Annotated in this window: 29 protein-coding genes; 22 read left to right on the top strand and 7 right to left on the bottom strand. The window is 69.0% G+C overall.

From position 1 onward, the window contains the following. Positions 1-43: 43 nt before the first annotated feature. From E0H45_RS04375 to E0H45_RS04360, 4 genes are all read left to right on the top strand, one after another. Entirely contained in the window at positions 44-751 is a 708-nt protein-coding gene (locus E0H45_RS04375) for a TetR/AcrR family transcriptional regulator (protein ID WP_238154792.1), read from the top strand. Between the two features lie 271 nt (positions 752-1022). Beyond that, a complete protein-coding gene (locus tag E0H45_RS04370; protein ID WP_238154791.1) occupies positions 1023-1316 on the top strand; it encodes a hypothetical protein in 294 nt (97 codons plus the stop codon). After that, positions 1316-2299 (top strand): SPFH domain-containing protein, encoded by a 984-nt coding sequence (locus E0H45_RS04365; RefSeq protein ID WP_131334965.1) that lies wholly within the window; start codon positions 1316-1318, stop codon positions 2297-2299. Before E0H45_RS04370 ends, E0H45_RS04365 begins: the two co-directional genes overlap by 1 nt. A 4-nt stretch (positions 2300-2303) precedes the next feature. Continuing rightward, entirely contained in the window at positions 2304-2909 is a 606-nt protein-coding gene (locus E0H45_RS04360) for a CGNR zinc finger domain-containing protein (RefSeq protein ID WP_131334964.1), read from the top strand. 83 nt (positions 2910-2992) lie between these two features. Here E0H45_RS04360 and E0H45_RS04355 read toward each other — a convergent pair whose 3' ends face one another. Continuing rightward, positions 2993-3703 (bottom strand): hotdog family protein, encoded by a 711-nt coding sequence (locus E0H45_RS04355; protein WP_131334963.1) that lies wholly within the window; start codon positions 3701-3703, stop codon positions 2993-2995. Positions 3704-3940: 237 nt separating this feature from the next. Here E0H45_RS04355 and E0H45_RS04350 point away from each other — a divergent pair, with 237 nt between their 5' ends. The 5 genes from E0H45_RS04350 to E0H45_RS04330 all read left to right on the top strand — a co-directional run bounded on the left by E0H45_RS04350 (position 3941) and on the right by E0H45_RS04330 (position 8654). Further along, a complete protein-coding gene (locus E0H45_RS04350; protein ID WP_131334962.1) occupies positions 3941-4567 on the top strand; it encodes a TetR/AcrR family transcriptional regulator in 627 nt (208 codons plus the stop codon). A gap of 137 nt (positions 4568-4704) precedes the next feature. Then, a complete protein-coding gene (locus tag E0H45_RS04345; RefSeq protein WP_238154790.1) occupies positions 4705-5661 on the top strand; it encodes an ROK family protein in 957 nt (318 codons plus the stop codon). A gap of 115 nt (positions 5662-5776) precedes the next feature. After that, positions 5777-6907, top strand: a complete 1131-nt coding sequence (nagA, locus tag E0H45_RS04340; protein WP_131334961.1) for an N-acetylglucosamine-6-phosphate deacetylase — start codon at positions 5777-5779, stop codon at positions 6905-6907. Next, a complete protein-coding gene (locus E0H45_RS04335) occupies positions 6895-7809 on the top strand; it encodes a 1-phosphofructokinase family hexose kinase (RefSeq protein WP_202872194.1) in 915 nt (304 codons plus the stop codon). The genes nagA and E0H45_RS04335 overlap by 13 nt, the downstream gene beginning before the upstream one ends. 8 nt (positions 7810-7817) lie before the next feature. After that, a complete protein-coding gene (locus E0H45_RS04330; RefSeq protein ID WP_131334960.1) occupies positions 7818-8654 on the top strand; it encodes a class II fructose-bisphosphate aldolase in 837 nt (278 codons plus the stop codon). 141 nt (positions 8655-8795) lie between these two features. Here E0H45_RS04330 and E0H45_RS04325 read toward each other — a convergent pair whose 3' ends face one another. Continuing rightward, positions 8796-9050, bottom strand: coding sequence for a hypothetical protein (locus E0H45_RS04325; RefSeq protein WP_131334959.1), 255 nt, complete (start codon positions 9048-9050; stop codon positions 8796-8798). Between the two features lie 75 nt (positions 9051-9125). Here E0H45_RS04325 and E0H45_RS04320 point away from each other — a divergent pair, with 75 nt between their 5' ends. The 3 genes from E0H45_RS04320 to E0H45_RS04310 all read left to right on the top strand — a co-directional run bounded on the left by E0H45_RS04320 (position 9126) and on the right by E0H45_RS04310 (position 11535). Then, on the top strand, positions 9126-9683 hold the full coding sequence (locus tag E0H45_RS04320) for a TetR/AcrR family transcriptional regulator (RefSeq protein WP_131334958.1): 558 nt from the start codon (positions 9126-9128) through the stop codon (positions 9681-9683). A gap of 75 nt (positions 9684-9758) precedes the next feature. Continuing rightward, a complete protein-coding gene (locus E0H45_RS04315) occupies positions 9759-10283 on the top strand; it encodes a hypothetical protein (protein WP_131334957.1) in 525 nt (174 codons plus the stop codon). Position 10284: 1 nt separating this feature from the next. Continuing rightward, on the top strand, positions 10285-11535 hold the full coding sequence (locus E0H45_RS04310; protein ID WP_131334956.1) for an APC family permease: 1251 nt from the start codon (positions 10285-10287) through the stop codon (positions 11533-11535). Here E0H45_RS04310 and E0H45_RS04305 read toward each other — a convergent pair. Genes E0H45_RS04305 through E0H45_RS04290 form a run of 4 tightly spaced genes read right to left on the bottom strand, consistent with a single transcriptional unit; the run spans position 11501 to position 15175 of the window. Then, positions 11501-12547, bottom strand: a complete 1047-nt coding sequence (locus E0H45_RS04305) for an ABC transporter permease subunit (protein WP_131334955.1) — start codon at positions 12545-12547, stop codon at positions 11501-11503. The genes E0H45_RS04310 and E0H45_RS04305 overlap by 35 nt on opposite strands. Continuing rightward, a complete protein-coding gene (locus tag E0H45_RS04300) occupies positions 12544-13422 on the bottom strand; it encodes an ABC transporter ATP-binding protein (protein ID WP_131334954.1) in 879 nt (292 codons plus the stop codon). The genes E0H45_RS04305 and E0H45_RS04300 overlap by 4 nt, the downstream gene beginning before the upstream one ends. Continuing rightward, complete coding sequence (locus E0H45_RS04295; protein WP_165546354.1) at positions 13419-13814, bottom strand: GntR family transcriptional regulator; 396 nt, start codon at positions 13812-13814, stop codon at positions 13419-13421. The genes E0H45_RS04300 and E0H45_RS04295 overlap by 4 nt, the downstream gene beginning before the upstream one ends. A 56-nt stretch (positions 13815-13870) precedes the next feature. After that, a complete protein-coding gene (locus E0H45_RS04290) occupies positions 13871-15175 on the bottom strand; it encodes a cryptochrome/photolyase family protein (protein WP_165546353.1) in 1305 nt (434 codons plus the stop codon). A 51-nt stretch (positions 15176-15226) separates the two neighbouring features. Here E0H45_RS04290 and E0H45_RS04285 point away from each other — a divergent pair, with 51 nt between their 5' ends. The 10 genes from E0H45_RS04285 to E0H45_RS04240 all read left to right on the top strand — a co-directional run bounded on the left by E0H45_RS04285 (position 15227) and on the right by E0H45_RS04240 (position 22908). Then, positions 15227-15940 carry an iron-dependent transcriptional repressor DtxR gene (locus tag E0H45_RS04285; protein WP_131337638.1) on the top strand — a complete coding sequence of 238 codons (714 nt, stop codon included), beginning with the start codon at positions 15227-15229 and terminating at the stop codon, positions 15938-15940. A 72-nt stretch (positions 15941-16012) separates the two neighbouring features. After that, positions 16013-16792, top strand: a complete 780-nt coding sequence (locus tag E0H45_RS04280; protein ID WP_131334952.1) for a class I SAM-dependent methyltransferase — start codon at positions 16013-16015, stop codon at positions 16790-16792. 41 nt (positions 16793-16833) lie between these two features. Further along, on the top strand, positions 16834-18186 hold the full coding sequence (pabB, locus tag E0H45_RS04275) for an aminodeoxychorismate synthase component I (protein WP_131334951.1): 1353 nt from the start codon (positions 16834-16836) through the stop codon (positions 18184-18186). Further along, entirely contained in the window at positions 18183-18881 is a 699-nt protein-coding gene (locus E0H45_RS04270) for an aminotransferase class IV (RefSeq protein ID WP_131334950.1), read from the top strand. Before pabB ends, E0H45_RS04270 begins: the two co-directional genes overlap by 4 nt. Positions 18882-18966: 85 nt before the next feature. Beyond that, complete coding sequence (locus E0H45_RS04265) at positions 18967-19872, top strand: SPFH domain-containing protein (RefSeq protein ID WP_131334949.1); 906 nt, start codon at positions 18967-18969, stop codon at positions 19870-19872. A 7-nt stretch (positions 19873-19879) separates the two neighbouring features. Then, positions 19880-20089, top strand: coding sequence for a type II toxin-antitoxin system antitoxin (locus E0H45_RS04260; RefSeq protein ID WP_131334948.1), 210 nt, complete (start codon positions 19880-19882; stop codon positions 20087-20089). Next, the gene (locus tag E0H45_RS04255; protein ID WP_131334947.1) at positions 20082-20834 is read left to right on the top strand and encodes a GOLPH3/VPS74 family protein; all 753 of its coding nucleotides are present in this window, start codon (positions 20082-20084) and stop codon (positions 20832-20834) included. Before E0H45_RS04260 ends, E0H45_RS04255 begins: the two co-directional genes overlap by 8 nt. A gap of 54 nt (positions 20835-20888) precedes the next feature. Beyond that, the gene (locus E0H45_RS04250) at positions 20889-21251 is read left to right on the top strand and encodes a GntR family transcriptional regulator (protein WP_238154788.1); all 363 of its coding nucleotides are present in this window, start codon (positions 20889-20891) and stop codon (positions 21249-21251) included. After that, on the top strand, positions 21251-22147 hold the full coding sequence (locus tag E0H45_RS04245) for an ATP-binding cassette domain-containing protein (protein WP_131334946.1): 897 nt from the start codon (positions 21251-21253) through the stop codon (positions 22145-22147). The genes E0H45_RS04250 and E0H45_RS04245 overlap by 1 nt, the downstream gene beginning before the upstream one ends. Next, a complete protein-coding gene (locus E0H45_RS04240; protein WP_131334945.1) occupies positions 22144-22908 on the top strand; it encodes a hypothetical protein in 765 nt (254 codons plus the stop codon). Before E0H45_RS04245 ends, E0H45_RS04240 begins: the two co-directional genes overlap by 4 nt. Before the next feature lie 410 nt (positions 22909-23318). On the opposite strand, the gene E0H45_RS04235 is transcribed toward E0H45_RS04240, so the two are convergent. Continuing rightward, on the bottom strand, positions 23319-25958 hold the full coding sequence (locus E0H45_RS04235; protein WP_131334944.1) for a glucosidase family protein: 2640 nt from the start codon (positions 25956-25958) through the stop codon (positions 23319-23321). Positions 25959-25963 lie beyond the last annotated feature (5 nt).

Below are 25963 nucleotides of genomic sequence, written 5' to 3'. Positions count from 1 at the left end.
TCTAAGGTCGTGCCCCACGGCGATGTCAAGGAGAGTTTTGAAGGTGGACAGCCGAGACCGGCGGCGAGCGGCGACGCTGGCGGAGATCAAGGCGGCCGCCCGTCGGCTGCTGGTCAGCGGCGGATCGGCCGGGGTCGGCCTGCGCGCGGTGGCGCGCGAGCTCGGCCTCACCCCGCCCGCGCTGTACCGGTACTTCCCGAGTCACGAGGCACTGATCGGCGCGCTGATCGCGGACCTGTACGACGAGCTGACCACCGCGTTGATGGACCTGCAGTGCGCGGACGAGGACGCCGACCTGGGCGCCCGGCTCTACCTGCTCGCGAACGGTCTGCGCGACTGGGCGCTCGCCCATCCGGCCGAGTTCGGGCTGCTGTTCGGGACCGCCGTACCGGAACCCGACGGCGATGGGCACGAGGAGACACCGGGGCATCAGGCGGCGATGCGGTTCGGGGCGCTGTTCAAGGAGCTGGTGGCGCAGATCTGGCACCAGAAGCCGTTCCCGCACCCGGCCGACGACGAACTCGGGACCGTGCTGGTCGAGCAGCTCACGGCCGAGTCGGAGCACTTCCACGGGATGCCGCCCGGCGCGATCTACCTGTCGCTGAACTACTGGACCAGGCTCTACGGCCTGATCTGCATGGAGGTCTTCGGTCAGCTCCACTGGGTGCTGCCGGACGCCGCGGCGTACTTCGAGGCGCAGCTCTTCGAGATCGGCCAGGCCCTGGGCCTGGACTGCCCGGAGCCAGAATAGAAAAGCCTGCGGGCGCTTCCAGAGACACGACCGGGTGGCCGAACTCAGGGTCAGGCGGACTACCTGACTGCCCGCAGGCCCGGTGGCTGGCGTTGGTTTCGGCCGACCACTTGCCCACTTAACTGTGGTTGGCGGTTAGCCCGCCGCCACCTCACGAGTCCGATAGCAATTCATGCGTTGGACCACCTCCCTTCGCGTGTACTCAGAACCTACTGCCGACCGATTCGCGGTTCAACAGAATTTCGCCCTGGGATGAACCACAATCGACGGCATGATCAGACTCGGACTGCCGGCAATCGTGTTGTTGATCGGTGCCGCCTGGTTCGCGTGGTCCTCGTACCGCCGGGCCGTGAACGCGGAGCAGGCACTGGCCACGCTGAACGCCGAACATCGGGCGCTGATGCAGGAGGTCAGGGCACTGGAGCGGGCAGTCGCGGCTGCGGAGCAGGGTCTGCGTACGCTCAGCTCGCATCCGTCGGTGCCGCGGGACGTCGCGGTCACCGCCGACCTGACCCTCGCCGACGTCCGGCGACTGCTGGAAGAGCACAAGGAGCTAGACGACTGATGGTAAAGCTGGGGACTGCCGCGGCGGCGATCAAGCCCAAGGGGGGCGGCGGCAAGGCGAAGGTGATCGGCGTTCTGATCCTCGTGGTGATCGTGATCATCATCTTGTTCAACATCTTCAACTTCGCGAACACCGACGCCAACCGGATCGGTCTGCACTACGGCGGCGGCGTGATCGAGGACAAGAAGTTCAAGTCGGTGGTCCCGCCCGGCTCGACGAACAAGCTGATCGGCCCGGGCGACACGTTGTACACGTACCCGATCGACCAGCGCTCCTACATCATCGGCGGCGACGGCGCCGACACGGACGCGGCCGACGAGGTCACCGTGGTCAGCAAGGACAACGTCCGGCTCGGTGTCCGCGTCCAGGTGTACTTCACACTGAACCGCAACAAGGACGTGCTGAAGTCGTTCCACGAGCGGATCGGCCTGAAGACCGAGGCGTACGAGGAGAGCGGCTGGAACGACATGCTGCAGAGCTACTTCCGCCCGCAGATCGACCGGGCCCTGTCCGCGGTCGCGACCAACTACGGCTGGGCGGAGCTCTACAACAACGAGAAGATGAAGTCGGCGTTCCAGTCCGCGGCGGCCAAGGAGTTCACCCGGCTGCTGCCGGCCGCGGTCGGCGGCGACTACTTCTGCGGCCCGGGCTACAACGGCAGCAACGACTGCGGTGAGCTGTCCTTCACGGTCCAGAAGCCGATGCCGCTGGACAAGGGCATCATCGACGGCCTGGAGGCCAAGCAGCGCGCCGAGCTCGCCAAGGCCACGCAGGAGCAGAAGAACCAGCAGGTGAACGTCGAGCTGCAGTCGGTCAAGCAGCAGGTCGCGATGCTCGGGGCGCAGGGCTACCTGCTGAAGACCGCGATCGAGTCGGGCAAGATCCAGTTCATGGTCATCCCGCAGAACGGCAACGTCAGCATCCCGGTGCCGACCACGACCAACCAGCAGCCGACCACCCAGCCCACTACGCCGGTCAGGTAGTCCGATGAGCGCGCTACCGTCCCACCTCGAGCTCGTGCAGGGCGTCGTCCTGCCCAAGCCGGTCGGCGCGCACCCGGTGCTCGACTTCGTCAACACCCGGTCCGAGTGGACCACCCGTGGCGCCGCCCGGACCGAGTGGCTGACGTCGTACGAGGCCTTCCTGATCTGGAACTCGTACGTCGGCCTGCTGCCGCCGGCGACCGTGTTCCGGCTGATCGAGCGGGCCGGGAGCAGTCCGACCGAAGTGGGACGGCGGCTGCAGACCACACTCGATTTCCGCAGCGATCTGTACGACGTACTCACCGGGCAGGCGACCGATCACACCTTCGAGGCGGCGGCCCGGCTGATCGAGAAGGCCTCCGGGCGACGCCAACTCGTGCGCTCCGGGGACGGGCCGGTGTGGGAGCTGCCGGAGGATCTGGAGCTCCCGCTGCACAATCTCGCGTTGCTCGCGGGCGAGCTACTGACCGGCTCGTCTCGCGAGCACGTGCGGACCTGCCCGTCGTGCGGCTGGCTGTTCGTCGACGCACGCGGCCGCCGCCGCTGGTGCTCGATGGCCACCTGCGGCAACCGCGCGAAGGTCCGCGCCCACGCCGCCCGCACCCGCTAGGTGGACCGCTGTGCAGGCACAACCCCAGCGGGACCGGGTTTCGGGGTCATTTGGGCGGGTTCTGCCTGCGTGCAGGGACGAAGCTAGTTGAAGGCGGCTGGGTCGACCGAGATCCAGGTGTGCTTGGCGCGGGCGAGGACGCGGCCGTCGGCGTCGTACAGGGTGCTCGCGGTGAACGTCTTGCGGCCGTCCTCGCCGAGGTAGCGGCCGAGCGCGACGCATTCCTCGCCGGCCTCCGGGCGCGCGTCGATGCATGCGGTCAGCTGGCCGAGGACCGACGGGCGTCCTTCGAGGTCGATCGTCCAGCCGCCGGGGCAGTCCAGCGCCGCCCACAGGAACACCTCGTCGACCAGGCCGTCGGTCGCGAGGTCCGCGGCCGGCGTCCAGGTGCACGCCGTACGGCCGCCGCCGATCGGGCCGGGTTGCAGGCGCAGACCGTTCTGGTTCGCCGGCCCGCAGACGAAGCAGGTCGGGAACGGGTGGTCGTGCAGCCCGCGGTACGCCGCCTCGGCCGCGCGAGCCTCTGCAGGCAGCACCGGATCGATCGTCGCGTCGGCGAGGAAATCGCTGTCGACCGGCGCCGCTTCTGCCACCACGGCGTCACCGTCCGTCAACCGGCCGGCACCCAGTTCGAGGTCCTTCTCCAGTGGCGGCGGCATCCGCAGCGTCACCTTCGGCACCGACTCCGGCCCGAGGCCGGCTGCCAGCGCGGTCCCGACCAGACCGGCGACGTACCCGCCGTTGCCCGACCGCTCCGGCCCCTGGAATCGCCGCTCGACCCGCACAAAAGTCATGGCCCAGGACCCTAATGCACTAACAGGAATCACTCGTTTGTGTACATGCCGTGGTGGAGGTGTGAAGGAAGAGAGTGCTGGGAAGAAAAGGGTTTCAGAGAAATCTGAGGAATTCTCGGAACAAGTGAGCTGAGCCCTCCAGTTCAAACGACCGTTTGAACTATGCTGACTGCAGGCTACTGCGCGTGAGCAGGTGGGGTGCCTGCGCGAGCGGTAGCTGGGGGGAAGGAGAACTCTGTGGAGACAACGGTCGAAACGACCCGGGAGAGGTTGCTCAACGTCGCCGAGCAACGATTCGGTGAAGGGGGTTATGAGGGGACGTCGCTGCGGGCCATCACGGTCGCGGCGGCGGCGAACATCGCGGCGGTCAACTATCACTTCGGCTCGAAAGAAGCCCTGCTGCGCGCTGCCGTGGCGCGGGCGATGGCGCCGGTCAACACCGAACGGCGGCGCCGGCTGGACCAATTGGAGGCGGGCGCTCCGCCGACACCGGAGGCCCTGATCCGGGCCTTCGTCGAGCCCGGACTGGAACTGGTACTGCGCCGCGGTGAGCGCGGTGCCCTGATCGCACGGTTCATCGGCCGGATCGCGTTCGATCCGAGCCGGCGGATCCGTGAGTTGTACGCGGTCGAGTCGGAGCCGATCGAGAGCAGGTACCTGGCCGCGCTGCAGCAGGCGTTGCCGAAGGCGTCACCGGACGCGGTCGCGTTCGGGTACATGAACATGCTCGGCCTGCTCGCGCTCCATCAGTCGCAGGCACTGTCCCCGACGCCGGGTGCCGCCGGCCCCGAGGACCCGAGCAAACTGGCTGAGAACCTGGTCACCTTCCTGGTGGCCGCGTTCGACCACGGCCTGAGTTCCTGACACCTGGAAACCGTGGATTCCCTGCCCACGGTTCCCAGTCAGTTCTAGGACCAGATTGCGCACTGGTCCGTGTGAGTTTGTCCGGATTCTGCTCATGGATGTTCGGACTGCCAGGTAACGCTGCATAATGGCGCTCCGTGGACCCCTGTGAAGTCGTGGTTGCCGTCGACCTCGGTGGAACCCGGATGAAGTGCGGCCTGGTCGCCGCCGACGGTGCCGTGCTGCACCGCGAGACCAGGCCGACGCCCCGGGCCGACGCACGAGACGGTGGCCGTGCCGTGCTCGACGCCCTGCTGGAGACCGTCGTCGAGCTCAGCCAGAAGGCGACCGCGGAGGGTCATCGCGTGCGCGCCATCGGTGTCGTCGTCCCCGGTGTCATCGACGCCGAGCACGGCACGGTCGGCGCCGAGAACCTCGAATGGACCGGTACGCCGGTCCTCGCCGAGCTGACGGCCGCGGTCGGTGACGGGGAGCCGATCGTGCTCGCCCACGACGTCCGCGCCGGCGGGTACGCCGAACTGCGGCACGGCGCGCTGGCCGGCACCACGAACTCGATGTTCCTCCCGCTCGGCACCGGGATCGCGGCCGCGATGATCGTCGACGGCTCGCTGGTCAGCGGCGACGGGTACGCCGGTGAGCTCGGCCACTCGAAGTTCATCCACGGCGACGCCGCCGAACTCTGCGCCTGCGGTCAGTGGGGCTGCCTCGAGACGGTCGCGTCCGCGGCCGCGCTGGCCAGGCGGTACGCCGCCCGCACCGGACGGACCGTCGACGGCGCCCGCGAGGTGATGGAACTGCTCGCGGCCGGAGACCCGGACGCCGAACACGTCTGGCGCGACGCGCTGGCCGCCCTGATCGACGCGCTGGTGCTCTACACGACCCTGGTCGCCCCGACCCGGATCGCGATCGGCGGCGGTCTGGTGGGCGCCGGCGAGACACTGCTGCAGCCGCTGCGCGAAGGTGTCCATGCGCGACTGACGTTCCAGCGCGAACCGGAGATCGTGGCAGCCGTCCTGGGCGAGGAAGCCGGCATGCTCGGCGCCGCCCAGATGGCCTGGGACCGCGCAGGCGTCGACGAGGAGGAAACGGTATGAAGTTGCACATGCCACGACTCCGTCGCGGCGGGTCATGGGGCTGGAACTCCCGGTCTTCCCTCGTCGCTCCAGTCGCTTCGCTCCCTCCGCTCCTCAGTCCAGATCGGGAGGCCCCATGACCGTGTACCGCGTATGTCGCGTGGTGACGCCGGACGACGTGCTGGAGAACGCCTGGATCCAGGTGGAGGGTGAGGACATCCGCGCGTTCGGGCGGCGCTCCGAGGGGATGCCGGCCGACGGCAAGCGCCCGGAGGACCTCGGCGACGTGACGGTCGTACCGGGCTTCGTGGACATCCACACGCACGGCGGCGGCGGGTCGACGTACTCGACCACCGATCCGGAGGAGGCGCGCAAGGTCGCGGCCTTCCACGGCAAGCACGGTACGACGACCACGCTGGCCAGCCTGGTGACGGCGCCGCTCGACGAGCTGGTCGCGCAGACGGCGTGCCTCGCGGAGCTGATCACCGACGGTGTCATCGCGGGCGTCCACCTCGAAGGACCGTTCCTGTCCGAGGCGCGCTGCGGGGCGCACGAGCCGTCGCTGCTGCGGCCGCCGCTCAAGGACGATGTCGCGAAGGTGCTGAGCGACGCGGTCAAGATGGTCACGATCGCGCCGGAGCTGGAGAACGGGCTGGACGCGATTCGCCAGGTCGTCGACGCGGGCGCGGTCGCCGCGCTCGGGCACACGGACGCGACGTACGAGCAGATGGTCGCGGGCGCTGACGCCGGCGCGACCGTGGCGACACACCTGTTCAACGGGATGCGGCCGTTCCACCACCGCGACCCGGGCCCGGTCGGCGCCGCGCTGAACGACGAACGGCTGCTGCTCGAGGTGATCAACGACGGCATGCACCTGGACCCGCAGGTCGTCCGGGTCGCGCTCGCGGCGGCCGGGGTGAACCGGATCGCGCTGATCACCGACGCGATGGAGGCGACCGGGATGGGCAACGGCCGCTACAAGATCGGCAGCCTCGAGGTCGACGTCAAGGACGGTCTGGCAACGCTCGCGCACGGCACTCATTCGATCGCCGGCAGCACGCTCACCATGGACGTCGCGTTCCGGAACGCGGTGCAGGCCGGTGTCTCGCTGGTCGACGCGTCCCGGATGGCGTCGACGACGCCGGCGCAGACGTTCGGCTGGTACGACGTGGGCTCGATCGAGACCGGGAAGCGGGCGGACCTGGTGCTGCTCGACGACGAGTACGCCGTCCAGCGAGTCATGCGGGCCGGGTCGTGGCTGGACTGATCGGGACCGTCACCCTCAACCTCGCGCTGGACGTCACGTACGAGGTCGACGAACTGCGGGTCGGCGGGAGTCATCGCGTCGACCGGATCCGGCGGCGCGCGGGCGGCAAGGGCGTGAACGTCGCGCGGGTGGCGGCGACCCTCGGGCACCAGGTGCTGGTGCTCGGATTCGTCGGCGGGGTCACCGGCGAGCTGGTCGCCGAGGAGCTGTTCGACGCCGGGCTGACCGCGCTGCTCACCCCGATCGGCGGCGAGACCCGCCGTACCGTTGCCATCGTCAACGATGCGGACGGGGACGCGACGATCTTCAACGAGGCCGGGCCGACGGTGACCGCGGACGAGTGGCGCGCGTTCGGCGACCGGATGCCGTGGGGACGGCTCGGAGTGCTCGCATGCTCGGGCAGCCTGCCGCCGGGACTGCCGGCCGACGCGTACGCCGAGCTCGCGGTCCGCGCGCGGCACCACGACGTACTGACGGTGATCGATGCGGGTGGCGATGCTCTGAACGCCGCTGCGCGGGCTGGTGCGGTGGTACGCGCGAACGCTGCCGAACTGCGTGCTGCTGTTGGCGAGGTGGCGGTCGAGGACGGGGCGTCGGAGCTGGTCGCGCTCGGTGCGACCGCGGCCGTGATCACCGACGGACCCCGCGGAATGGTTGCTGCTAGCAAGAAAGGCGTCTGGCGGGCGTTGCCGGTCGAGACCGTGCGCGGTAACCCGACGGGTGCGGGCGACGCGTGTACGGCGGTTGTCGCCGCGGCGATCGCGGAAGCGCCGGAGCCGGACTGGTCCGCCGTACTCAAGTCTGCTGTTGCCGCTTCGGCTGCTGCCGTGCTGATGCCCGTTGCCGGCGACATCGATCTGGCCGCTTATCGGCGTTGGCAGCCTCAAGTGACTGTGAATTAGGAGGACTCATGCCGTTGGTATCCGGTGCCGAGGTCGTGCTGGCCGCGGCCAAGGCCGGTCGTGGGGTCGGCGCGTTCAACGTGATCCAGCTGGAGCACGCGACCGCGCTGATCGCGGGTGCCGAGCAGGTCGGTGCGCCGGTGATCCTGCAGATCAGCGAGAACGCGGTGAAGTACCACGGCGCGCTCAAGCCGATCGGGGTCGCGACGCTGGCCGCGGCGGCCGCCGCTACTGTGCCGGTCGTCGTACACCTGGACCACGCGATGGATCGGGACCTGGTCACCGAGGCCGTCACGCTCGGGTTCACGTCGGTGATGTACGACGCGTCCAAGCTCGAGTACGCCGACAACGTCGCGGCGACCACCGAGGTGACGGCCTTCTGCCACGATCACGGTGTCTTCGTCGAGGCGGAGATCGGTGAGGTCGGCGGGAAGGACGGCGTCCACGCGCCCGGCGCCCGTACCCGTCCCGACGAGGCCGTCGCCTTCGCCGAGGCGACCGGTGTGGACGCGCTCGCCGTCGCGGTCGGTTCCTCGCACGCGATGACCGAGCGTACGGCGACGCTCGACTTCGACCTCATCACCCGCCTGCACGAGGCCGTCGCCGTACCGCTGGTCCTGCACGGCTCGTCCGGCGTCGCGGACCCCGACCTGACCCGCGCGGTCGAGGCCGGCATGACCAAGGTCAACATCGCGACCCACCTCAACAACGTCTTCACCGACAAGGTCCGCCAGGTCCTCGCCGACAACCCCAAACTGGTCGACACCCGCAAGTACCTCGGCCCGGCCCGGGACGCCGTCGCCACCGAGGTAGCCCGCCTCCTCGGCGTACTGAACGCGGTCTAACCACCCACCCCGCCGCCGTCAGCCTCCCCAACACGAGGGGATATCCCGTCCCGTTGGGGGTTCTCCCTTGGTATGCGAGGGGAGAACCCAACACGCGGACGGATATCCCCTCGTGTTGGGAGGCAGCGGGCGGGCTGATGATCAGAGGGTTGCGCTGCCGCGGATCCAGTTGGCGCGGAGGTTGTCGCGGGCGCGTTGGACCTGGTCGCGGGCGGCCGGGTCGGGGACCTCGAAGTCCTCGATCAGGCGGGTCAGGGCGAGCTCCAAGGCTGCGACCAGGGCGTCCTCCTCGGTGAGGTCGGACTCGGCCACTCCCCGCAGACCGGCTGCGAGCGCGGTCAGTCCGGCTCGCTCGTGGTCGGTGAACCGCACCTGGATCTCGGTCCTGGTCTCCACGCTGTCCTCCCTCGGGGGTTGGTACAGTCATGGTGCAGTGCAACAACCTCGTTGCACAAGAGTGAGGGGCCGCGGATGACGGTGGCGGTGGACGAGACGCTCCGGACGGCGACCATCGCCGTGCTGGCCGAGCACGGCTGGACCGGCGTGACCCTGGAGCGGGTCGCGGAGAAGGTCGGGCGGTCGCGGGTCACGCTGTGGCGGCAGGGACTCACCGTCGAGACGCTGCTGAACTCGCTGCTCGACGCGCTCGCCGAGGACTACCGGGATTCGTTGTGGCCGGTGCTCGCGGGAACGGGGTCCGGTCGTGAAGGCCTGATCCGGACGCTGGAGGCGCTCTTCGACGTCATCGACCGGCATCTGCCGCTGATGCTGTCGTCGGATCTGGTCTTCCACCAGGAGCAGGCGCGCAACGGGCCGGTCTCCTTCCTGGACCCGTTCGAGCGGTTCCTCCGCGAGGGCGAATCGGACGGCACGCTGCACCCGCACGGCCGGGTCAGCGACGTTGCCGAGGTGTTGATGGTCTCGGCGGCCTTCACCTACGTGCACATGCGCGGCCGGCACCACTGGTCGCGGTCCCGCGCCCGGCGGCTCACCCTCGACCTGGTCCTCCGCGGCGTCCTCGAAGCATGAAACATGCCTGTTGCATCTGATGTAACGGGCATGTTTCACTAGGCGCATCATCACCTCCTCACACCGGAGACCGCCATGACACTTCCGTACGCCGAACCGCTGGTCCGCCTCGAGCCGCAGCCTCGCGTGATCCCCGAACCGCCCCGCGTCGGTGAACCCGGCGGCCCGCACTGCGGCCTGTGTGACTGGCTGGCCGACTTCGAGAACTCCGAACACGAACCGCCACTCTGGTACGACGACGACTGGGCGCTGTGCCGCGCCACCGGGGTGACCATCCCGGGCGTGGTGTGGCTGGCCAGCCGGGGGCATCACGACTCGTTCTCCGACCTGCCGGACAAGGTCGCGCAGAGCTACGGCCCGGTCGTCGCACGCATCGAGCGGGCGATCCTCGCGCTCGGCGACATCGCGCGGGTGCACGTCTATCGTTGGGGCGACGGTTCGGCCCACTTCCACGTCTGGTTCTTCCCGCGTCCGCTCGGCATGCTCGAGGCGCGCCGGGAGATGCTGCCGCTGTGGGCGGACCTGCTCCCCGAAGCCCCCAAGGAGGACGTCGCCGATGCCGAAGCCAAGATCGCGGCGGCTCTGGCGGCGGACAACTGAGATGACGGCGCCGCCAGCCGGGCCGGGACTGGCGCGGCGGCTGGGGCTGAGCGACGCGGTGCTGATCGGGCTCGGGTCGATGGTCGGGGCCGGGGTCTTCGCGGTCTGGGCGCCGGCTGCGCAGGCCGCCGGATCCGGTCTGCTGCTCGGCCTCGTCCTCGCCGCGATCGTTGCCTACTGCAACGCGGCGTCGTCGGCCCAGTTGGCGGCCGTCTACCCGGTATCGGGTGGCACGTACGTCTACGGGCGTGAGCGCCTGGGGGAGTGGTGGGGGTTCGCCGCCGGCTGGTGTTTCGTGATCGGCAAGACCGCGTCGTGTGCCGCGATGGCGCTGACCTTCGGCACCTACGTCACCGACATCAACTGGTTGCGGCGGTTGATCGCCCTCGCAGCGGTCCTCGCGCTGGCGGCCGTCAACTACCGGGGCGTGACGAGGACGGCACGCCTCACAAGGATCCTCGTCACCTGCACCCTCGTCGTACTGGCCCTCGTGCTCGTCGTCCTGTTCACGGGAACCCCGCAGCATCACGAGATGACCAGCACCTCGCCGTACGGCGTTCTGCAGTCGGCGGGCCTGTTGTTCTTCGCGTTCGCCGGCTACGCACGGATCGCCACCATGGGGGAGGAGGTCCGGGAACCGGCGAAGACCATTCCGCGGGCGATCACCGTCGCGCTGGTCATTGCCATTGGCATCTATCTCGCCGTCGCGCTGGCCCTGCTGCGGACCGGCGACCCCGCGTCGACCACGGCGCCCCTCGCGGCCGCGGTCGACGGGGTCGGTGCGGTCTGGGCGGTACCGGTCGTCCGGATCGGTGCCGCACTCGCCAGCCTCGGCGCCCTGCTCGCCCTGATCGCCGGCATCGGCCGCACCACGCTCGCCATGGCCCGCAATCGCGACCTGCCCACCTGGCTGGCCGCCGTACATCCCCGCTACCAGGTCCCGCACCACGCCGAGCTCGCGCTCGCCGCGGTGGTCGGGATCCTCGTACTCACCACCGATCTGCGGGGCGTGATCGGCTTCTCGTCGTTCGGCGTCCTGCTGTACTACGCGATCGCGAACGCCTCCGCGTTCACCCAGCCGGCCGATCAGCGTCGCTGGCCGCGCGCCGTCAACGTGATCGGCCTGACCGGGTGCGTCGTCCTCGCGGTCACGCTCCCGTGGACGTCGGCGGTCGTCGCCGCGGCCGTCCTCGCCGCAGCCCTGCTGGTACGGCGTTTCACGACAGGTCGCGCCGGATCCGCCAGAAGCTGAACCCGCTCAGCAGCAACGCCAGCAGCATGAAGAATCCGAACTCACGCCACTGCAACGCCCAGAACTTGTCCGCCGCGAAGTACTTGATGTGCTGGTGGTACCCCTCGTCCGCAAGCCGCTGGTAGCAGGCGTCCTGCTCTTCCGGACTGCGGACCGGGGCGTTCGGGCTCGGGTCGCGTGGTGCACATTTGACCGCCCATCCCGGCAGGGTGCTGATTTCCTGCCCGGCCTTGTCGACGGTCTTGTCGGCGAACTTCCAGGCCCCGACGGATCCGCTCGCCACCTCCAGTTGTTTGAGCGTCGGACTGCTTTGGTCGCCGGACATCATGAAGCCGCGCACGTTGTCCTTGGTGAGGATGATGTTCTGCTCGGTCGGCGCCATCAGATGCGGCCGGAGGAACACCGGCGTGAACACCTGTACGAGGATCACCACGGTCAGCGTGACGGCGAGTCCGACGACCGTCCGACGGACCGCGAGACCCACCGCGACACCGAGCGCGAACGCGAACGCGGCGTACCCGACCGGTACGAGTCCGCGGGCGGCGAAGGTCGGCGGGAACATCCGCGGCAGGTAGTCGTTCGAGTCCTGGCCGGCGTTGATCGCGTCGTCGATCGGGTCCGACCACCAGGTCACCGCGAGGCTGAGCAGGCCGGTGATCGCCATGGCGGCGAGCCCGGTGATCCCGACTTTGGCCGCCAGCCAGCGCGTCCGGGAGATGCTCTGACCCCACACCAGCCGATGGGTGCCGCTCTCGAGTTCGCGAGCGACCAGCGGCGCGCCCCAGAACGCTCCGATCACCGGCGGTACGGCGTACAGCAGGATCAGCCCGATGCGATACAGCCACATCTGGATCGGATGGGACGGGAGGCTGCTGATGAAGTTGTCGGCCAGTGTGCGGGAGTCGTCGAGCAGGCCGGGACCCGTCGCCGCCAGGAAGATCGCCGCGGCCAGGATCACGGTGGCGACCACCAGGAGCTGGACGCGGAACTGTCGCCAGGTCAGCCAGATCATCGCTGCACCTCCAGGACCGGGCGCTCGGGCTGGACGTCGCGGCCCATGTAGGCCAGTACCAGGTCCTCGAGCGTGAGTTGGGTGACCGTCCAGGCCGGATCCAGGATCGGCTTGTCGGTCCGGATCAGGTACGTCGACTGCCGGTCGGTGTGGCTCGCCGTCACGACATGCTGGTCGCGCGGCAGGTCCTTCTGGTCCCGACGCGGACCGGTCAGCCGGAAGTGCGTCGCCAGCAGCGTGTCGATCTCGCCGCTGACCTGCACCCGCGACTCCACCAGCACGATCAGGTAGTCGCAGGCCCGCTCCACGTCGGAGACGAGGTGCGAGGACAGTACGACGCTCAGCTCCTGCTCGGCGACCGCCTCCATCAGGTCCTGGAGGAACTCGCGCCGGGCGAGCGGGTCGAGCGCCGCCACCGGCTCGTCGAGGATCAGCAGATCGGGGCGCTTGGCCAGCCCGAGCGTGAGCGCGAGCTGCGCGCGCTGACCACCGGACAGCCTGCCCGCACGTTGCTTCGGATCGAATCGAAGATGCTGGAGTCGCTGCTGTGCAAGGGATTCGTCCCACGCCGGGTTGAGCCGGGCGCCCAGCCGCAGGTGATCCGCGACGCTCAACCGTGCGTACGTCGGCGTGTCCTGGGCGACGTAGCCGACCTTGGCCTGCTGTGCTCCTGGCGGCCCTCCGAGCACCTCGACGGACCCCGCGGACGGCGTGATCATCCCGACCGCCAGATTCAGCAACGTGCTCTTACCGGCGCCGTTGGGCCCCACGAGCCCGACCACATGTCCAGCCGGCACTTCCAGTTCACAATCGGTCAGCGCCCAGCGCCGCCCATACTTCTTCCCCAGCCCATGGGCCTGCAGAACGCTCGTCATGCTATGTGCTCCTCCTGAGAGGCGGACCGAAAGGTGGTAAGGAACAACGCCTCGATGCTCTCGTCGTCGAGCCCCGCTTTGCGGGCCTTGGCCAGCCAGCGGCGAAGGTCCTGGCGGAGCGGGCCGTGGGCGGCGAGCGTGTTGTCGGTGAGGGTGCGGGTGACGAACGTGCCGCGCCCGGGCCGGGCCTGGACCAGGCCTTCGTGCTCGAGCTCGCGGTACGCCTTGAGCACGGTGTTCGGGTTGATCGCCAGCGCCGCCACCACGTCCTTCACGGTCGGCAGCTGATCCCCCTCCCGCAGCAGTCCGAGCCGCAACGCGTTCCGGACCTGCTGAACGATCTGCTGGTACGGCGAGACCCCCGACCGGCCGTCCAGATGGAACTCGATCATCGATAACCCCATTCATCTATGTAACTAGCACTATAGATGTATCGGTCAAACGGGCGTCAAGAGCGAATCGCTGCGTACCTCCGGAGCGCCTCGCTGCGCGCCTCGGCGTGGTCGACGACGGGATCCGGGTAGCCGTCGGCGCCGCCGTGCTTCCACGGCTCATGAGCCGTCCGGCCGTCGAGATCGCGGAGCTCGGGGACCCAGCGCCGTACGTAAGCGCCGTCCGGGTCGAACTTCAGGCCCTGGCCGACCGGATTGAAGATCCGGAAGTACGGCGCCGCGTCCGCGCCGCAACCGGCGACCCATTGCCAGTTGAGCGAGTTCGAGGCGAGATCGCCGTCGCGCAACGCGCGCATGAACCAGCGCGCGCCGAACTTCCAGTGCACGTGGAGATCCTTGACCAGGAACGACGCGACGACCATCCGGACCCGGTTGTGCATGAACCCGGTCGCGGCCAACTGCCGCATCCCCGCGTCGACGAACGGGAAGCCCGTGCGGCCTTCCTGCCAGGCCTCGAGGAGCTCACCCGGTTCGTCGTACTGCATCCGGTCGAACTCGGGACGCAGCGGTTTCCAGGCGGCGTGCGGGTGCCGCGCCAAGAGGTCGGCGCAGAACTCGCGCCAGGCCAGTTCGCGACGGTACGCCTCCGCGCCGGCGCTGCGCTTGCGGGCCAGGTCGGCGAGCATCGTCCGCGGGTGGATCTCGCCGTACTTCAACGGGATCGACATCCGCGACGTACTGTCGAGATCGGGCCGATCCCGCTCGTCGTCGTACGCCGCAACGTCGTAGGCCCGCCATCGCTCGAGGGCCGCCTGCTCACCCGCGACCTGCGAGCTCTCCGGCAGTTTCTCGCTCTCCGCCTCGATCCATTGCACGCGTTCCGGCGCCTCGACCGGCTGCCGCCACCCGTGCGCCAGCCATGCCTTGAAGTACGGCGTGAACACCTGGTACGACCGCCCTTGCTGATTGAGCACCCGCCTCGGCGCGACGGCGTACGGCGATCCCGTCCGCACCAACGGACACTTCAATGAGGCTTCAACCTCTTCATCGCGTTGCTGTCCGTACGGCGCATAGTCCGCGCTCACGTGCACGCTCGCCGCCCCGACCTCGGCCGCGATCGCCGGTACGACGGTCGCCGGGTCACCCCGCCGTACGACAAGCCGCCCACCCATCGACTCGGACAAGCTGCGCAACGACGCGGCCAACTGGTCCCTGCGCGGATCGCCGGATCGTCCCCACAGCAACGGATCCACCACGAACAATCCGAGTACCCGGCCATGGGTCATTGCGTCGAGAAGTGCGGGGTTGTCGCCCAATCGAAGGTCCCGGCGGAACCACATCACCGCTGTCACCGTGCTCATCGTGCCCCGGTACCCAGCTGAATTGGGTAAGGCTTGCCTCAATAGGTGAGAATGGTTGTCGTGAGCGAGCTGATCGATACCACCGAGATGTACCTGCGGACCGTCTACGAACTGGAAGAAGAGGGCATCCTGCCGCTGCGCGCGCGGATCGCCGAGCGCCTGCACCAGTCCGGTCCGACGGTCAGTCAGACGGTCGCACGAATGGAACGCGACGGTTTGATCAAGGTGGAGGGCGACCGCCACCTGGAGCTCACCGACGTCGGCCGCAAGCAGGCGGTCCGGGTGATGCGCAAGCACCGCCTGGCCGAGCGGCTGCTGGTCGACGTGATCGGGCTCGAGTGGGAGGACGTGCACGCCGAGGCCTGCCGGTGGGAGCACGTGATGAGCGACGCGGTCGAGCTGCGACTGCTCCAGCTCCTCGGCAACCCGACGGAGTCGCCGTACGGCAACCCGATCCCGGGCCTGGAGGAGCTGCAGAAGGACCACCAGGTCAGCAACATCGGGGACTTCCGGGTCGGGGTCGAGCCCCTGGACCAGGTGCTCGACGCGGCCACCGGGGAAAGCGTGCGGGTGCTGGTGCGGCGGATCGCCGAGCCGGTGCAGACCGACGACTTCGCGATGGCGGTCCTGCGGCGGGCGGGCGCGCTGCCCGGCCGTGAGGTCGACTCCACCCTGGACGCCGAGGGTGTCCTGGTCGGGAGCCGCGAGGCGGGCGGCGTCATCACCGACGAGACCGCTGGTCACATCTTCGTCAGCAGAGTCTGACAGTCAACAATGCGTTAACGCTGAGCACCCGGCGAGGCACGCCGGGTCGCCAGCCGGTAGGTTCGGGCCGCGATGTCTGAGAATGCGATCAACTGGCCGGAGTACCTGCGGGAGTTCCACACCGCGGCTCCGGGCAGTACCGAAGCCCTGTTGTCACGTGCGGTGGCCGGCGACCACACGCCGTACCGCTGGCTCGTCCGTGCTGTCTCGGGTGAGGCCCGCAGGGTGCTCGACCTGGCCTGCGGCAACGGGCCGGTGGCACGCGAGCTGTACGGGCGGTGGGTCGTCGGGGTCGACAACAACGCGGCCCAGCTCGCCGGTGCGCCCGGCCCGAAGGTACGGGCGGACGCGCTGCACCTGCCGTTCGCGAACGAGGTCTTCGACGTCGTCACGTGCTCGATGGGCCTGATGGTCCTCCAGCCGCTGGCGGACGTGCTCGCCGAGGCGGCGCGGGTACTGCGGCGGGGCGGCGTACTGGCCGCGATCGTGCCCGCCGTACGGCCGCTGCGGCGCGGTGACATCCGCACGCTGAGCGGTCTGACCACCCGGCTGCGGTCGACGCCGCAGTTCCCGGCCGGCGGTGAGATCACCGAGCTGAAGGATCAGCTGAAGCACGCGGGGTTCGATGTGATGGAGAGCCAGCGCGAGCGGTACGTGTACATGATCCACAGCCGGGACGACGCGATGCGACTGGTGAACGCGCTCTACCTCCCGGGTACGCCGGACGTCCGCCGGGACACCGCGGCGGCCTGGCTCGCGGACCGCGCCGAGTCCAAGGACGGCCTTGAGGTCGCGATCCCGATCCGCCGGATCACCGCGATGCGGACCAAGGTGGCGCTGACCACGTCCTGATCCGCGCCCACGAATCGGCACGGGCTCGGTACCGTGTGCGTGTGAGTGCGCTGCGTTGGTCCCTCCGGACGCTCGACCGGGCGCTCGACGGTGAGACTGTCTACCGCGAGCTGCTGGCCGCCGAGCCGGTCGCGTACTGGCTCGACGGCAGCCTGACCGATCGCACGGCCCGCAGGATTTCAATCCTCGGTACGACGACAGACGACGTCATCACCCGGGACGTGGCCGACAGCGACGTCTTCGCCGAACTGAACGAGCTACTGGCCGCCCGCGCCGCGGAGCCGCCGCCCGAGCTCGCCGGGCTGTTCTGCGGTGGGTACGTCGGTTACTTCGGCTACGAGCTGAAGGCGCTGACCGGAGGAGTGGCGGCGCACGAGGCCCCGACGCCGGACGCGCTGTGGATCTGGGCGAACCGGTTCGTCGTCATCGACCACGACCGCGACGTCACCCATCTGGTGGCGCTCGACGAGCCCGGCGCCGGCGAGGACTGGTTGGACAAGGCGCAGGAGGCCGCGTCGAACTGGTGGATGGGCAGCGTCGACGTACCCGCGATCGCGCGGCTGGATCTCGAGGCGCACCTGGAGCAGGACCGCGCGACATACCTGGCCGGAATCGCGCGGGTGCTGGCCGAGCTCGAGGCGGGCCAGACGTACGAGGTCAACCTGACCAACCGGGTCCGCCTGCCCGCGGTCCAGGACCCGTTCGAGTTCTTCCGCTGGCAGCGGTCCGCGAATCCGGCGCCGTACGCGGCCTTCCTCCGGTACGGCGATCTGGCGGTGGCAAGCTCGTCGCCGGAACGGTTCCTGACCGTGGACGCGGACGGCTGGGCCGAATGCCGGCCCATCAAGGGGACGGCGCCGCGGGACCTCGACCCGGCGGAGGACCAGCTCGCGGCGAAGGCGCTGGCCGAGGACGACAAGACCCGCGCCGAGAACCTGATGATCGTCGACCTGATCCGCAACGACCTCGGACGGGTCAGCGTGCCCGGGACCGTGAACGTGCCGCAGTTGATGCAGGTCGAGAGCTATCGCACCGTGCACCAACTGGTGACGACCGTCCGCGGCCGGCTTCGCGCCGACGTGACCGCGGTGGACGCCGTCCGGGCGTGCTTCCCGCCGGGGTCGATGACGGGTGCGCCGAAGATCCGCACCATGCAGATCATCGACGAGCTCGAGGAGAGCGCCCGCGGGGTGTACTCCGGTGCGCTCGGCTACCTGACCGTGGACGGGCGGGCGGACCTGAGTGTGGTGATCCGGACGGCGGTGCTGACGCCGGACGAGACCGTGGTCGGGGCCGGGGGTGCGATCGTGCTTGACTCCGACCCGGTCGCGGAGTACGACGAGATGGTGCTGAAGGCAACGGCTGCCGTCGGCGGACAAGGTGGGGGACAATGACAACACTGTTGGTGGCGGATTCATTTCTGGTTGCCAATGGCAAGGTTCGGGGACTGGAGCTGCACCGGGACCGGTTCGTCCGGTCGTGTGCCGCGGCCGGGGTGCCCGCGGAGCGGTTCTGGGACGAGCAGATCGCGCGGTTGCCCGGGTTCGGGCGGTGGTTCCCGCGGTTCGAGCTGAAGGCGCCGGGGGAGCTGGCGGTGCAACTGCGACCGGCGCCGCCGATCGGCGGCCGGCTGCGGGTCGCAGTCCACGACGGGCCGGATCCGCGGACGGCGCCGCGGGTGAAGGGACCGGACCTGGAGCTGCTCGGCAAGCTGAAGGAGTCCGCGGCCGACCGCGCCGACGAGATCCTGCTGCTGGACACCGACGGGACGGTCCTCGAGGCGGCGTACTCGGCCGTCACGTGGTGGGAGGACGACACCCTCTGCTTTCCGGAGCCGGACCGCCCGTTGCTGCCTTCGGTCACCGCCCAGCTGCTGCGCCGGATCGCCGCCAACCAGGGCATCGAGGTCGCCGAGCACTCGATCACCCCCGACGCCCTGCAGAACACCACCGAGGCCTGGCTCGTCAACGCCCTGCACGGCATCCGCCCCATCCACGCCTGGGGCCCCTCCGCCATCGACCCCCTCCCCAACTCCCACTCCGCCCTCTGGCAGTCCCACCTCGAGTCCCTGGCCACTCGCCTCCCCTGATCTCGGCCTCTCCCGGTCCGCGCGGAGCTGTCTTGCAAATGTGATATCACTTTGCTACCTTCGAGCTATTCGAGAGGAGCTTGTGATGGTGGATGTCGCAGTGGAGATGCCGGCGCCGAAGGTGGCCGAGCGCGTGGGGCGGGGGCTGAACGGGTGGCCCATGGCGGTGCTGGCCTTCGTGCTGGCCGTGGCTGGTGTCGTGCTGATCGTGATCGGCGTTGGGAACAGCAACGGCGTACTGATCACGCTCGGGATCCTGGTGTTCGTGGCCGCGCTGATCGTCGCGGGCGGACTGACCGCGGTGTCGCCGGGGCGAGCCCGGGTGTTGCAGATCCTCGGGCGGTACGCCGGGACGATCCGGACGGACGGTCTGCGCTGGGTGAATCCGATCTCCACACGACGTGAGGTGTCGACCCGGATCCGCAACCACGAGACAGCCGTTGCCAAGGTCAACGATGCCGACGGCAACCCGATCGAGATCGCCGCGGTCGTGGTGTGGCAGGTCGAGGACACCGCGCAGGCGATGTTCGAGGTGGACGATTTCGTCGAGTTCGTGGCGATCCAGACCGAGACCGCCGTACGGCACATTGCCAACAGCTACCCGTACGACGTACACACCGAGGACGGCGGGTTGTCGCTGCGGGACAGCACCGACGAGATCACCGAGACGCTGTCGGCCGAGATCGGTGCTCGCGTGCAGGCGGCCGGTGTCCGGGTGATCGAGTCCCGGATCACGCATCTCGCCTACGCGCCGGAGATCGCCCAGGCGATGCTGCGTCGCCAGCAGGCCGGTGCGATCGTCGCGGCCCGGCAGCGGATCGTCGAGGGCGCGGTCGGCATGGTCGAGCTGGCGCTGGACCGGCTGTCCGAGCACGAGGTGGTCGAGCTCGACGAGGAGCGCAAGGCGACGATGGTCAGCAACCTGCTGGTGGTGCTGTGCGGCGATCGCGACGCCCAACCGGTGGTCAACGCCGGCTCCCTCTACCAGTGAGTCTGCGGTGCCTGCCGAACGGAAGAAGATCCTGCTCCGGCTGGATCCCGCGGTGCACGACGCGCTCGCCCGCTGGGCGGCCGACGACCTGCGCAGCACGAACGCCCAGATCGAGTACCTGCTCCGCCGTGCCCTGGCCGACGCCGGCCGTCTTCCGACCGGCGTGACGAAACAACGTCGCCCGGGCCGCCCGTCCAAGGAGGACAACGATGAGTAGAGCTGTGGTGACGCCGCTGCGGCGGCCGGAACGCTCGACGTCGGCCAGGCAACCGGCTCGGCCGCGAAAGACAGTTGCGCTCGGCAACGCAACTGCCCCGAATTCCTTGGCGGCAAGGGTCTTTCTGCTGGCCTACGATCCGGAGCGCGGTCGGCTGACGGCCCGGCCGAAGCTGGGGAAGGTGTTGCGGGCGGCCGTGCTGGTCGACCTGCAGCTCAGCGGGAACATCGAAGACGACGGCGGGCGGGCGCGGGTGACGACGCCGGGATCGCGCTCCGCCGGATCGGGCTCCGCGCCGGCGCCGGTCGACCCGGTGGCCGCGGCAGTGCTCGAGGAGTTGCGTGCGGCGGGCCCGCGGCGATGGCGGCACTGGATCGATCGGCGGACGGGTCTGACCGTCCGTCAGGTTCGCGACGAGCTCGCCCGCGCACAGCTGATCAGGGTCGAGCCGCATCGCGTCCTCGGCATCTTCCCGGCGGCCCGCATCACGCTGCGCCATCCTTTGGTACGCCGACATGTCCTGCAGAGCGCCCGCGACACCCTGCGACCGTCCCGGCTCGTCTCGCGAGTGGACCTCCGCGATGCCGCAGTCGTCGTACTGGCGTCCACGGCGGATCTGCGCACGGTCGTCACCAAGGAGCAGCGGGTCCGGCACAAGGATCGCCTGGCTCAGCTCGCGGTCCGCGTCGGTCCCGTCGTACCGGCCTTGAAGAAGTCGCTCCAGCAGTCTTCCGCGGGCGGGTGAACCTGTGCGGCGCTATGGTTCGTTACTCAGGTAATGAACCGATGAAGGGGGTGGATGGTGTTCGACGACCGGAGTCCGATCTACCTGCAGATCGCCGAGCAGATCAAGAACGACATCGTGACCGGCGCGCTGGCCGAGGACGAGCAGGTGATGTCGACCAATCAGTACGCCGCCTTCTACCGGATCAACCCGGCCACCGCGGCCAAGGGGTTCGCCCAACTGGTCGACGACGGCGTGCTCTACAAGAAGCGCGGGATCGGCATGTTCGTCGCGCCGAACGCCCGCGACCTGCTCCGCACCGGCCGCCGCGACTCGTTCTTCGCCGACGTCGTCGACCCGATGATCCGCGAGGCCAAGGCGATCGGCATCCCCTTGAAGGACATCGTTCAGCACATTCGCTCGTACGGAGAAGCCTGATGACCGCCGCCCTGACTGTCAGGACCGAGGACCTCTCGGTCCGGTTCGCCGGTGTGCCCGCGCTGGACCGGCTCGATCTGCGTCTCGCGCCGGGGAAGATCCACGGGTTGCTCGGCCGGAACGGGTCCGGCAAGAGCACGCTCGCCGCGACGCTGGCCGGTTTCCGGCGGCCCGACGAGGGGCGGGTGCTGATCGAGGGCGGCGACCTCGGTACGGCGCAGGAGCCGTACGAGAACGCGGTCGTGACGAGCCGGGTGTGCCTGATCCGCGAGTCCGGTGACCGTCCGGACGCCGTACCCGTCAAGCACGCGGTCGGGCTCGCGGCGGCGCTGCGCCCGTACTGGGACGCCGACCTCGCCGGCGACCTCCTGGACCGCTTCGAGGTCCCGCTGAACAAGAAGATCCAGAAGCTCTCCCGCGGTAAGAAATCCGCGCTCGGTGTCGTCCTCGGCCTCGCCAGCCGCGCCCCGCTGACGATCTTCGACGAGAGCTACCTGGGCATGGACGTGCCGTCCCGGAACCTCTTCTACGACATGCTGCTCGCCGACTACGCCGAGGTGCCGCGCACGATCGTGCTCTCCACCCATCTGGTCAGCGAAGTGAGCGCGATGCTCGAGGAGGTCGTGATCCTGGACCAGGGCCGCCTCGTCACCCAGTCGCCGGTGGACGCGCTTCGCGGGCGTGGCGCCTCGATCGTCGGTCCGGCCGCGGCCGTCGACGAGTTCACCGGCGGCTTCACCGTGCTCGCGGAGGAACGGCTCGGCGGCACCAAGTCGTCCACGGTCCTCGGCGACCTCGACCCGGCGCTGCTCGCCCAGGCGACCGCCGCCGGCCTGGAGATCGGCCCGGTCGGCCTCCAAGATCTCTTCGTCCACCTCACGGGGGTCAAGTCATGAGTACGGCGGTCCAGACCAAGGCACTGCCGCGTGGTGTTACCGACTGGCATCGGCTCAAGCATGTGCTGCGGGCGTTGGCGGTCGGTCTGCGGCCGATGCTGCTCGGCTACTGGGCGGTGATGGTCTTCGCGTTGTTCCTCGTCGGGGTCCTCTTCCAGGTCCTGGCCAACGGCGTCACCAGCAGCGCGTGGGACTACGGAACCCAGTCACCGAAGTACTTCTCGATGGCGCTCGGTATCACCGTCACGCCGGCGTACTTCGCGCTGCTCATCTCCCAGGGCATCACCCGCCGGATGTTTTCGGTTGCCGCAGGCATCTATCTTGCCGGCGCGGCGGCGGCCACGTCGCTGCTGTGGGTGCTGGTCTACCAGGTGGAACACGTTCTGTACGCGTGGCAGGACTGGCCCGACAAACTGGCCAACCCGCACCTGTTCACGAGTACGTCGCAGGTCGGTCTGGTGTTCGCCGAGTTCTTCCTGATGATCGTCGCCCACGAGGTGACGGGCTGGCTGCTCGGCATCACGTTCGTCCGGTTCGGAACCTGGCGCGGCATCTTGCTGCTGCCGCTCGCCCTCGTGCCCGCGGCGGCGGCCGAGTTCCTGCTCGTCGCGCAGTGGCTCGCGGACGCGCTCAACAACATCGGTTACCACCGTCCGCCACTCGCCGTCGCCGTACCCGCCGTTCTCGTGGTCAGTGTGCTCGGCGTGTACTGCGGGTACCGGCTCCTGCAACCGATGGGAGTCAAACCACCTAAGGGCTAAGGGGGTTATGCACAGGGGGTGTGTATAACTCGGACGGTTTCTGTGGATGGCTGCGGTAACACTGTGGACGACCGAAACTGTTGCCTGGAAAGGGTTGTGCCGGGCCCGCCGACAGCGGTAGAAAGGTCGACACGCTGCTTCGATCGGAGCGGCGGGTCGAACGGAAACCGAGGGCCCTCGCGGTGGGGATCCCCACCGAGGTAGACCGGTGACGGGGTCTGCCGGCCTCCACGGACCCGTATCGGGAAGCTGGAGACGTCACCTTCCTTCAGCTGTGCGGGCCCCTCCGACTCATACTCGGAGGGGCCCGCCTTCTTGTGTTCATCAAGACTCCGCAGTACCGATTACCGGGCATGACAAAGCCGGCCGGTGCGCAGAACGGTTGCGCACCGGCCGGGGGGTTCCTCAGGTCACTTGAGAGTGATCGTCAGTGACGTCCGCGCACCGCGCGCCGGCACCTGGACCTCTGTTCCACGGCTCGTCGTCACGAGCTTGTACTGCGCTGCGTGACCGTCGACCGCCACGCTCTGCACCTGCGCGCCGGTCGGCAGTACGGCGCCGACCGTGAGCGCCGCGCCGACGCCCTTCGCGGTCACCTCGGTCGACAACGCCTTACCTGTAAGGCGTGCCGACACGTCGACCGAACCGCGACCGACCCGGATGTTGCTACCGGCCACCTTCTGCTGGCCTTCCGGGAGTTGCGGTACGACGGCGATCCGCCCGTGTCCCAGATCGGGATCGACGCCGAGCTGCTGGTGGACCACCGGCCAGAGGATGCCGTACGCGCCCCAGGCCTGCAGCGCCATCGAGCGGTCGTAGAACGGCCGGCCGATGTTCGCCGGCGAGTCCGGCGACGGAGCGATCTCCGGCATCGCGCCGGGTGTCTCCCAGACCGACGGGTCGAGCTGGATCCGGGCGTTGCCGGTGGTGTACCGCTGCTGCTGCTTCACGCCCAGACGGCCGAAGTTGCCCTCCGCAACGGCCATGATCGACGTGTTCAGACCGAACATGGTGCGCTCGCTCTGGACCTGGGAAACGATCGGGTCACACGCGTCGCCGCGGTTGCCGCCCTCGGCGGACGTCGGGCCGCTGCCGGTGTGGAAGAGTCCGAATTCCCCTGTGTAGCAAGAGGTTTCGCGCTGGTCGAGCGCGGTCTTCGCGTGCTCGGCCGACGCGAGCGGCGACGTCTGGCCCGGACGGGTCAGTACTGCTTCCATCGGTGTGACGCCGATCCAGTGCCGCTGGAAGATCGGGGTGTTGTCGTTCGCCGGGTTGGCCGGGTCGTCGACCGAGTCGGCGTACCCCTTCGCCGCCGGCACCCACCACTGCGCCTCGAACTTGGCCTCGAGGTCGTTGGCGCGGCCGGTCGCCCACTGCTGCACCTTCGTGTCGTGCTTGGACGCCGCGAGGTCGGCCAGGTCCCGCAGACCGCGGGCGAGGTACACGGTGCTGTCGAGCTTCTCGACCCCCATGCCCGCGCGCTCGACATTCGCCAGACCCTCGGGCCAGCCGTCGTTGTCCTTGTCGAGGGTCTTGTAGATGTACTGCAGGTTCCGGACGCTGAAGTCGTACATCTCGTCGCGGAACTTGTTGTCACCGGTCCACCGCCACAGCAGTGCGACAGTACTCGGGAACTTCACCGTCTCGTCGGTGTTGCCCGCGCTCTGGTTCGAGCCGAAGTACACGTCACCGGTCGGCGTCACCTCGTGCGCGACCTTGCCGCTGCGGTTGTTCAGAAGGTCGCTGACATCGCGGAGTGCCCGCAGGTGCTCCTTCACGGTGTCGAACTGACCGGCGGCGACGGCCGCGAACGCCGTGTACTCACCATCGGTCGCGAAGAGCCACGGATAGTCCGGGAAGCCGGCGCCGAACCAGCGGGCGGTCGGCACCGTCCCGACCGGTGCCGGGTAGTCCTTGCCTTCGTTCACGTCCCGGATCTGCAGGTTGCGCGCCTCCTGGACCGAGTCCGCGAGGTTCTGCTTGCTCCACTCGACGCTCTGCTGCAGGAGACGGTCACCAGGAAGGTCCACTGCGGACTGCGCATCGATCTGCTGCCGCGCGGCAGTCTTTGCCCGCAGCAACTTGTCCGGGTTACTCAGGGCCTTGCCGTACTCGCGTTCCGCGGCCGGGCTGCCTTGATCGGATCCGGCGACGGCGAACCAGATCGTCTTCTGTTGACCGGCCGCCAGCTGTACGTCGTACGTGAGCCGGCCGCCGGTGCCTTTCCCGACGAGCGAGTCGTCGCACCGCGCGGGCGTCGTACCGTCGGCCGGGCACGTCACCGCCGGGCTCTGCGGTCCGCGGTGGTCCGCGCCGAGTTGGTGGCTCGTCGGACGCAGGGACGATCCGACGAACGCGGCGTAGTCGTGCGCGGTCGCGTTCGGGTACGACGGGGTGCCCTGCTCGCGGAAGCGGAGCGCGCCGTCGCTGAAGTCGCCGGTGTCGGGCAGGTTCGCGTCCGCGGCGCTCGGTTTGGTCCAGCCCCACGGGTACGGCTGCATCAGCTCGGAGTGCGCGTCGACGTCGAGCTTGACGGTCTTCGCCGTACTCGAACTGAGGGTGAGGCCGACCAGCGTCGCGCGGATGCCGTCGGGGACGAAGTCGGTACGGCGTACGTTCACGGCACCGGAGTAGTCGATCCGGCTGTAGCCGTGGCCGCTGGTGTACTTCGCGGCGGGCACCTGCTTGCCGAGCCAGTTCCCGTCGAGCCCGAACCAGATGCCGTCCAGGAGCTTGATCGGCTGCGACCAGAAGCCGCCCATCTCACCGCGGACGTGCCACCCGGTGGCGGGGTAGAGACCGGACTCGTCGCCCATCGCGTAGGCGCGGTCGCCGACGACGAGCGAACGGCGGTCGGCGAGGCGGGTGGTCTCCGAGAGTTCGGAGGGTGTCGTCGCCCGGGTTCCTCCAGTTGCGGCGGTGCCGGAAGAGCCGGCGGTGGCCGAGGCGGTGCCGGCCAGCACGACGGCGGTGGCCAGCAGAGCGACGCCGGCCACCTTGCGCACCGGTTTCCGGCGGGGTGGGGTTCGGTTGATCGGATAGGGAGTCATGGCGG

The organism is Kribbella soli (assembly GCF_004331345.1).
Taxonomy (GTDB): Bacteria; Actinomycetota; Actinomycetes; order Propionibacteriales; family Kribbellaceae; genus Kribbella; species Kribbella soli.
This window is presented reverse-complemented; position numbering and strand designations above follow the sequence as displayed.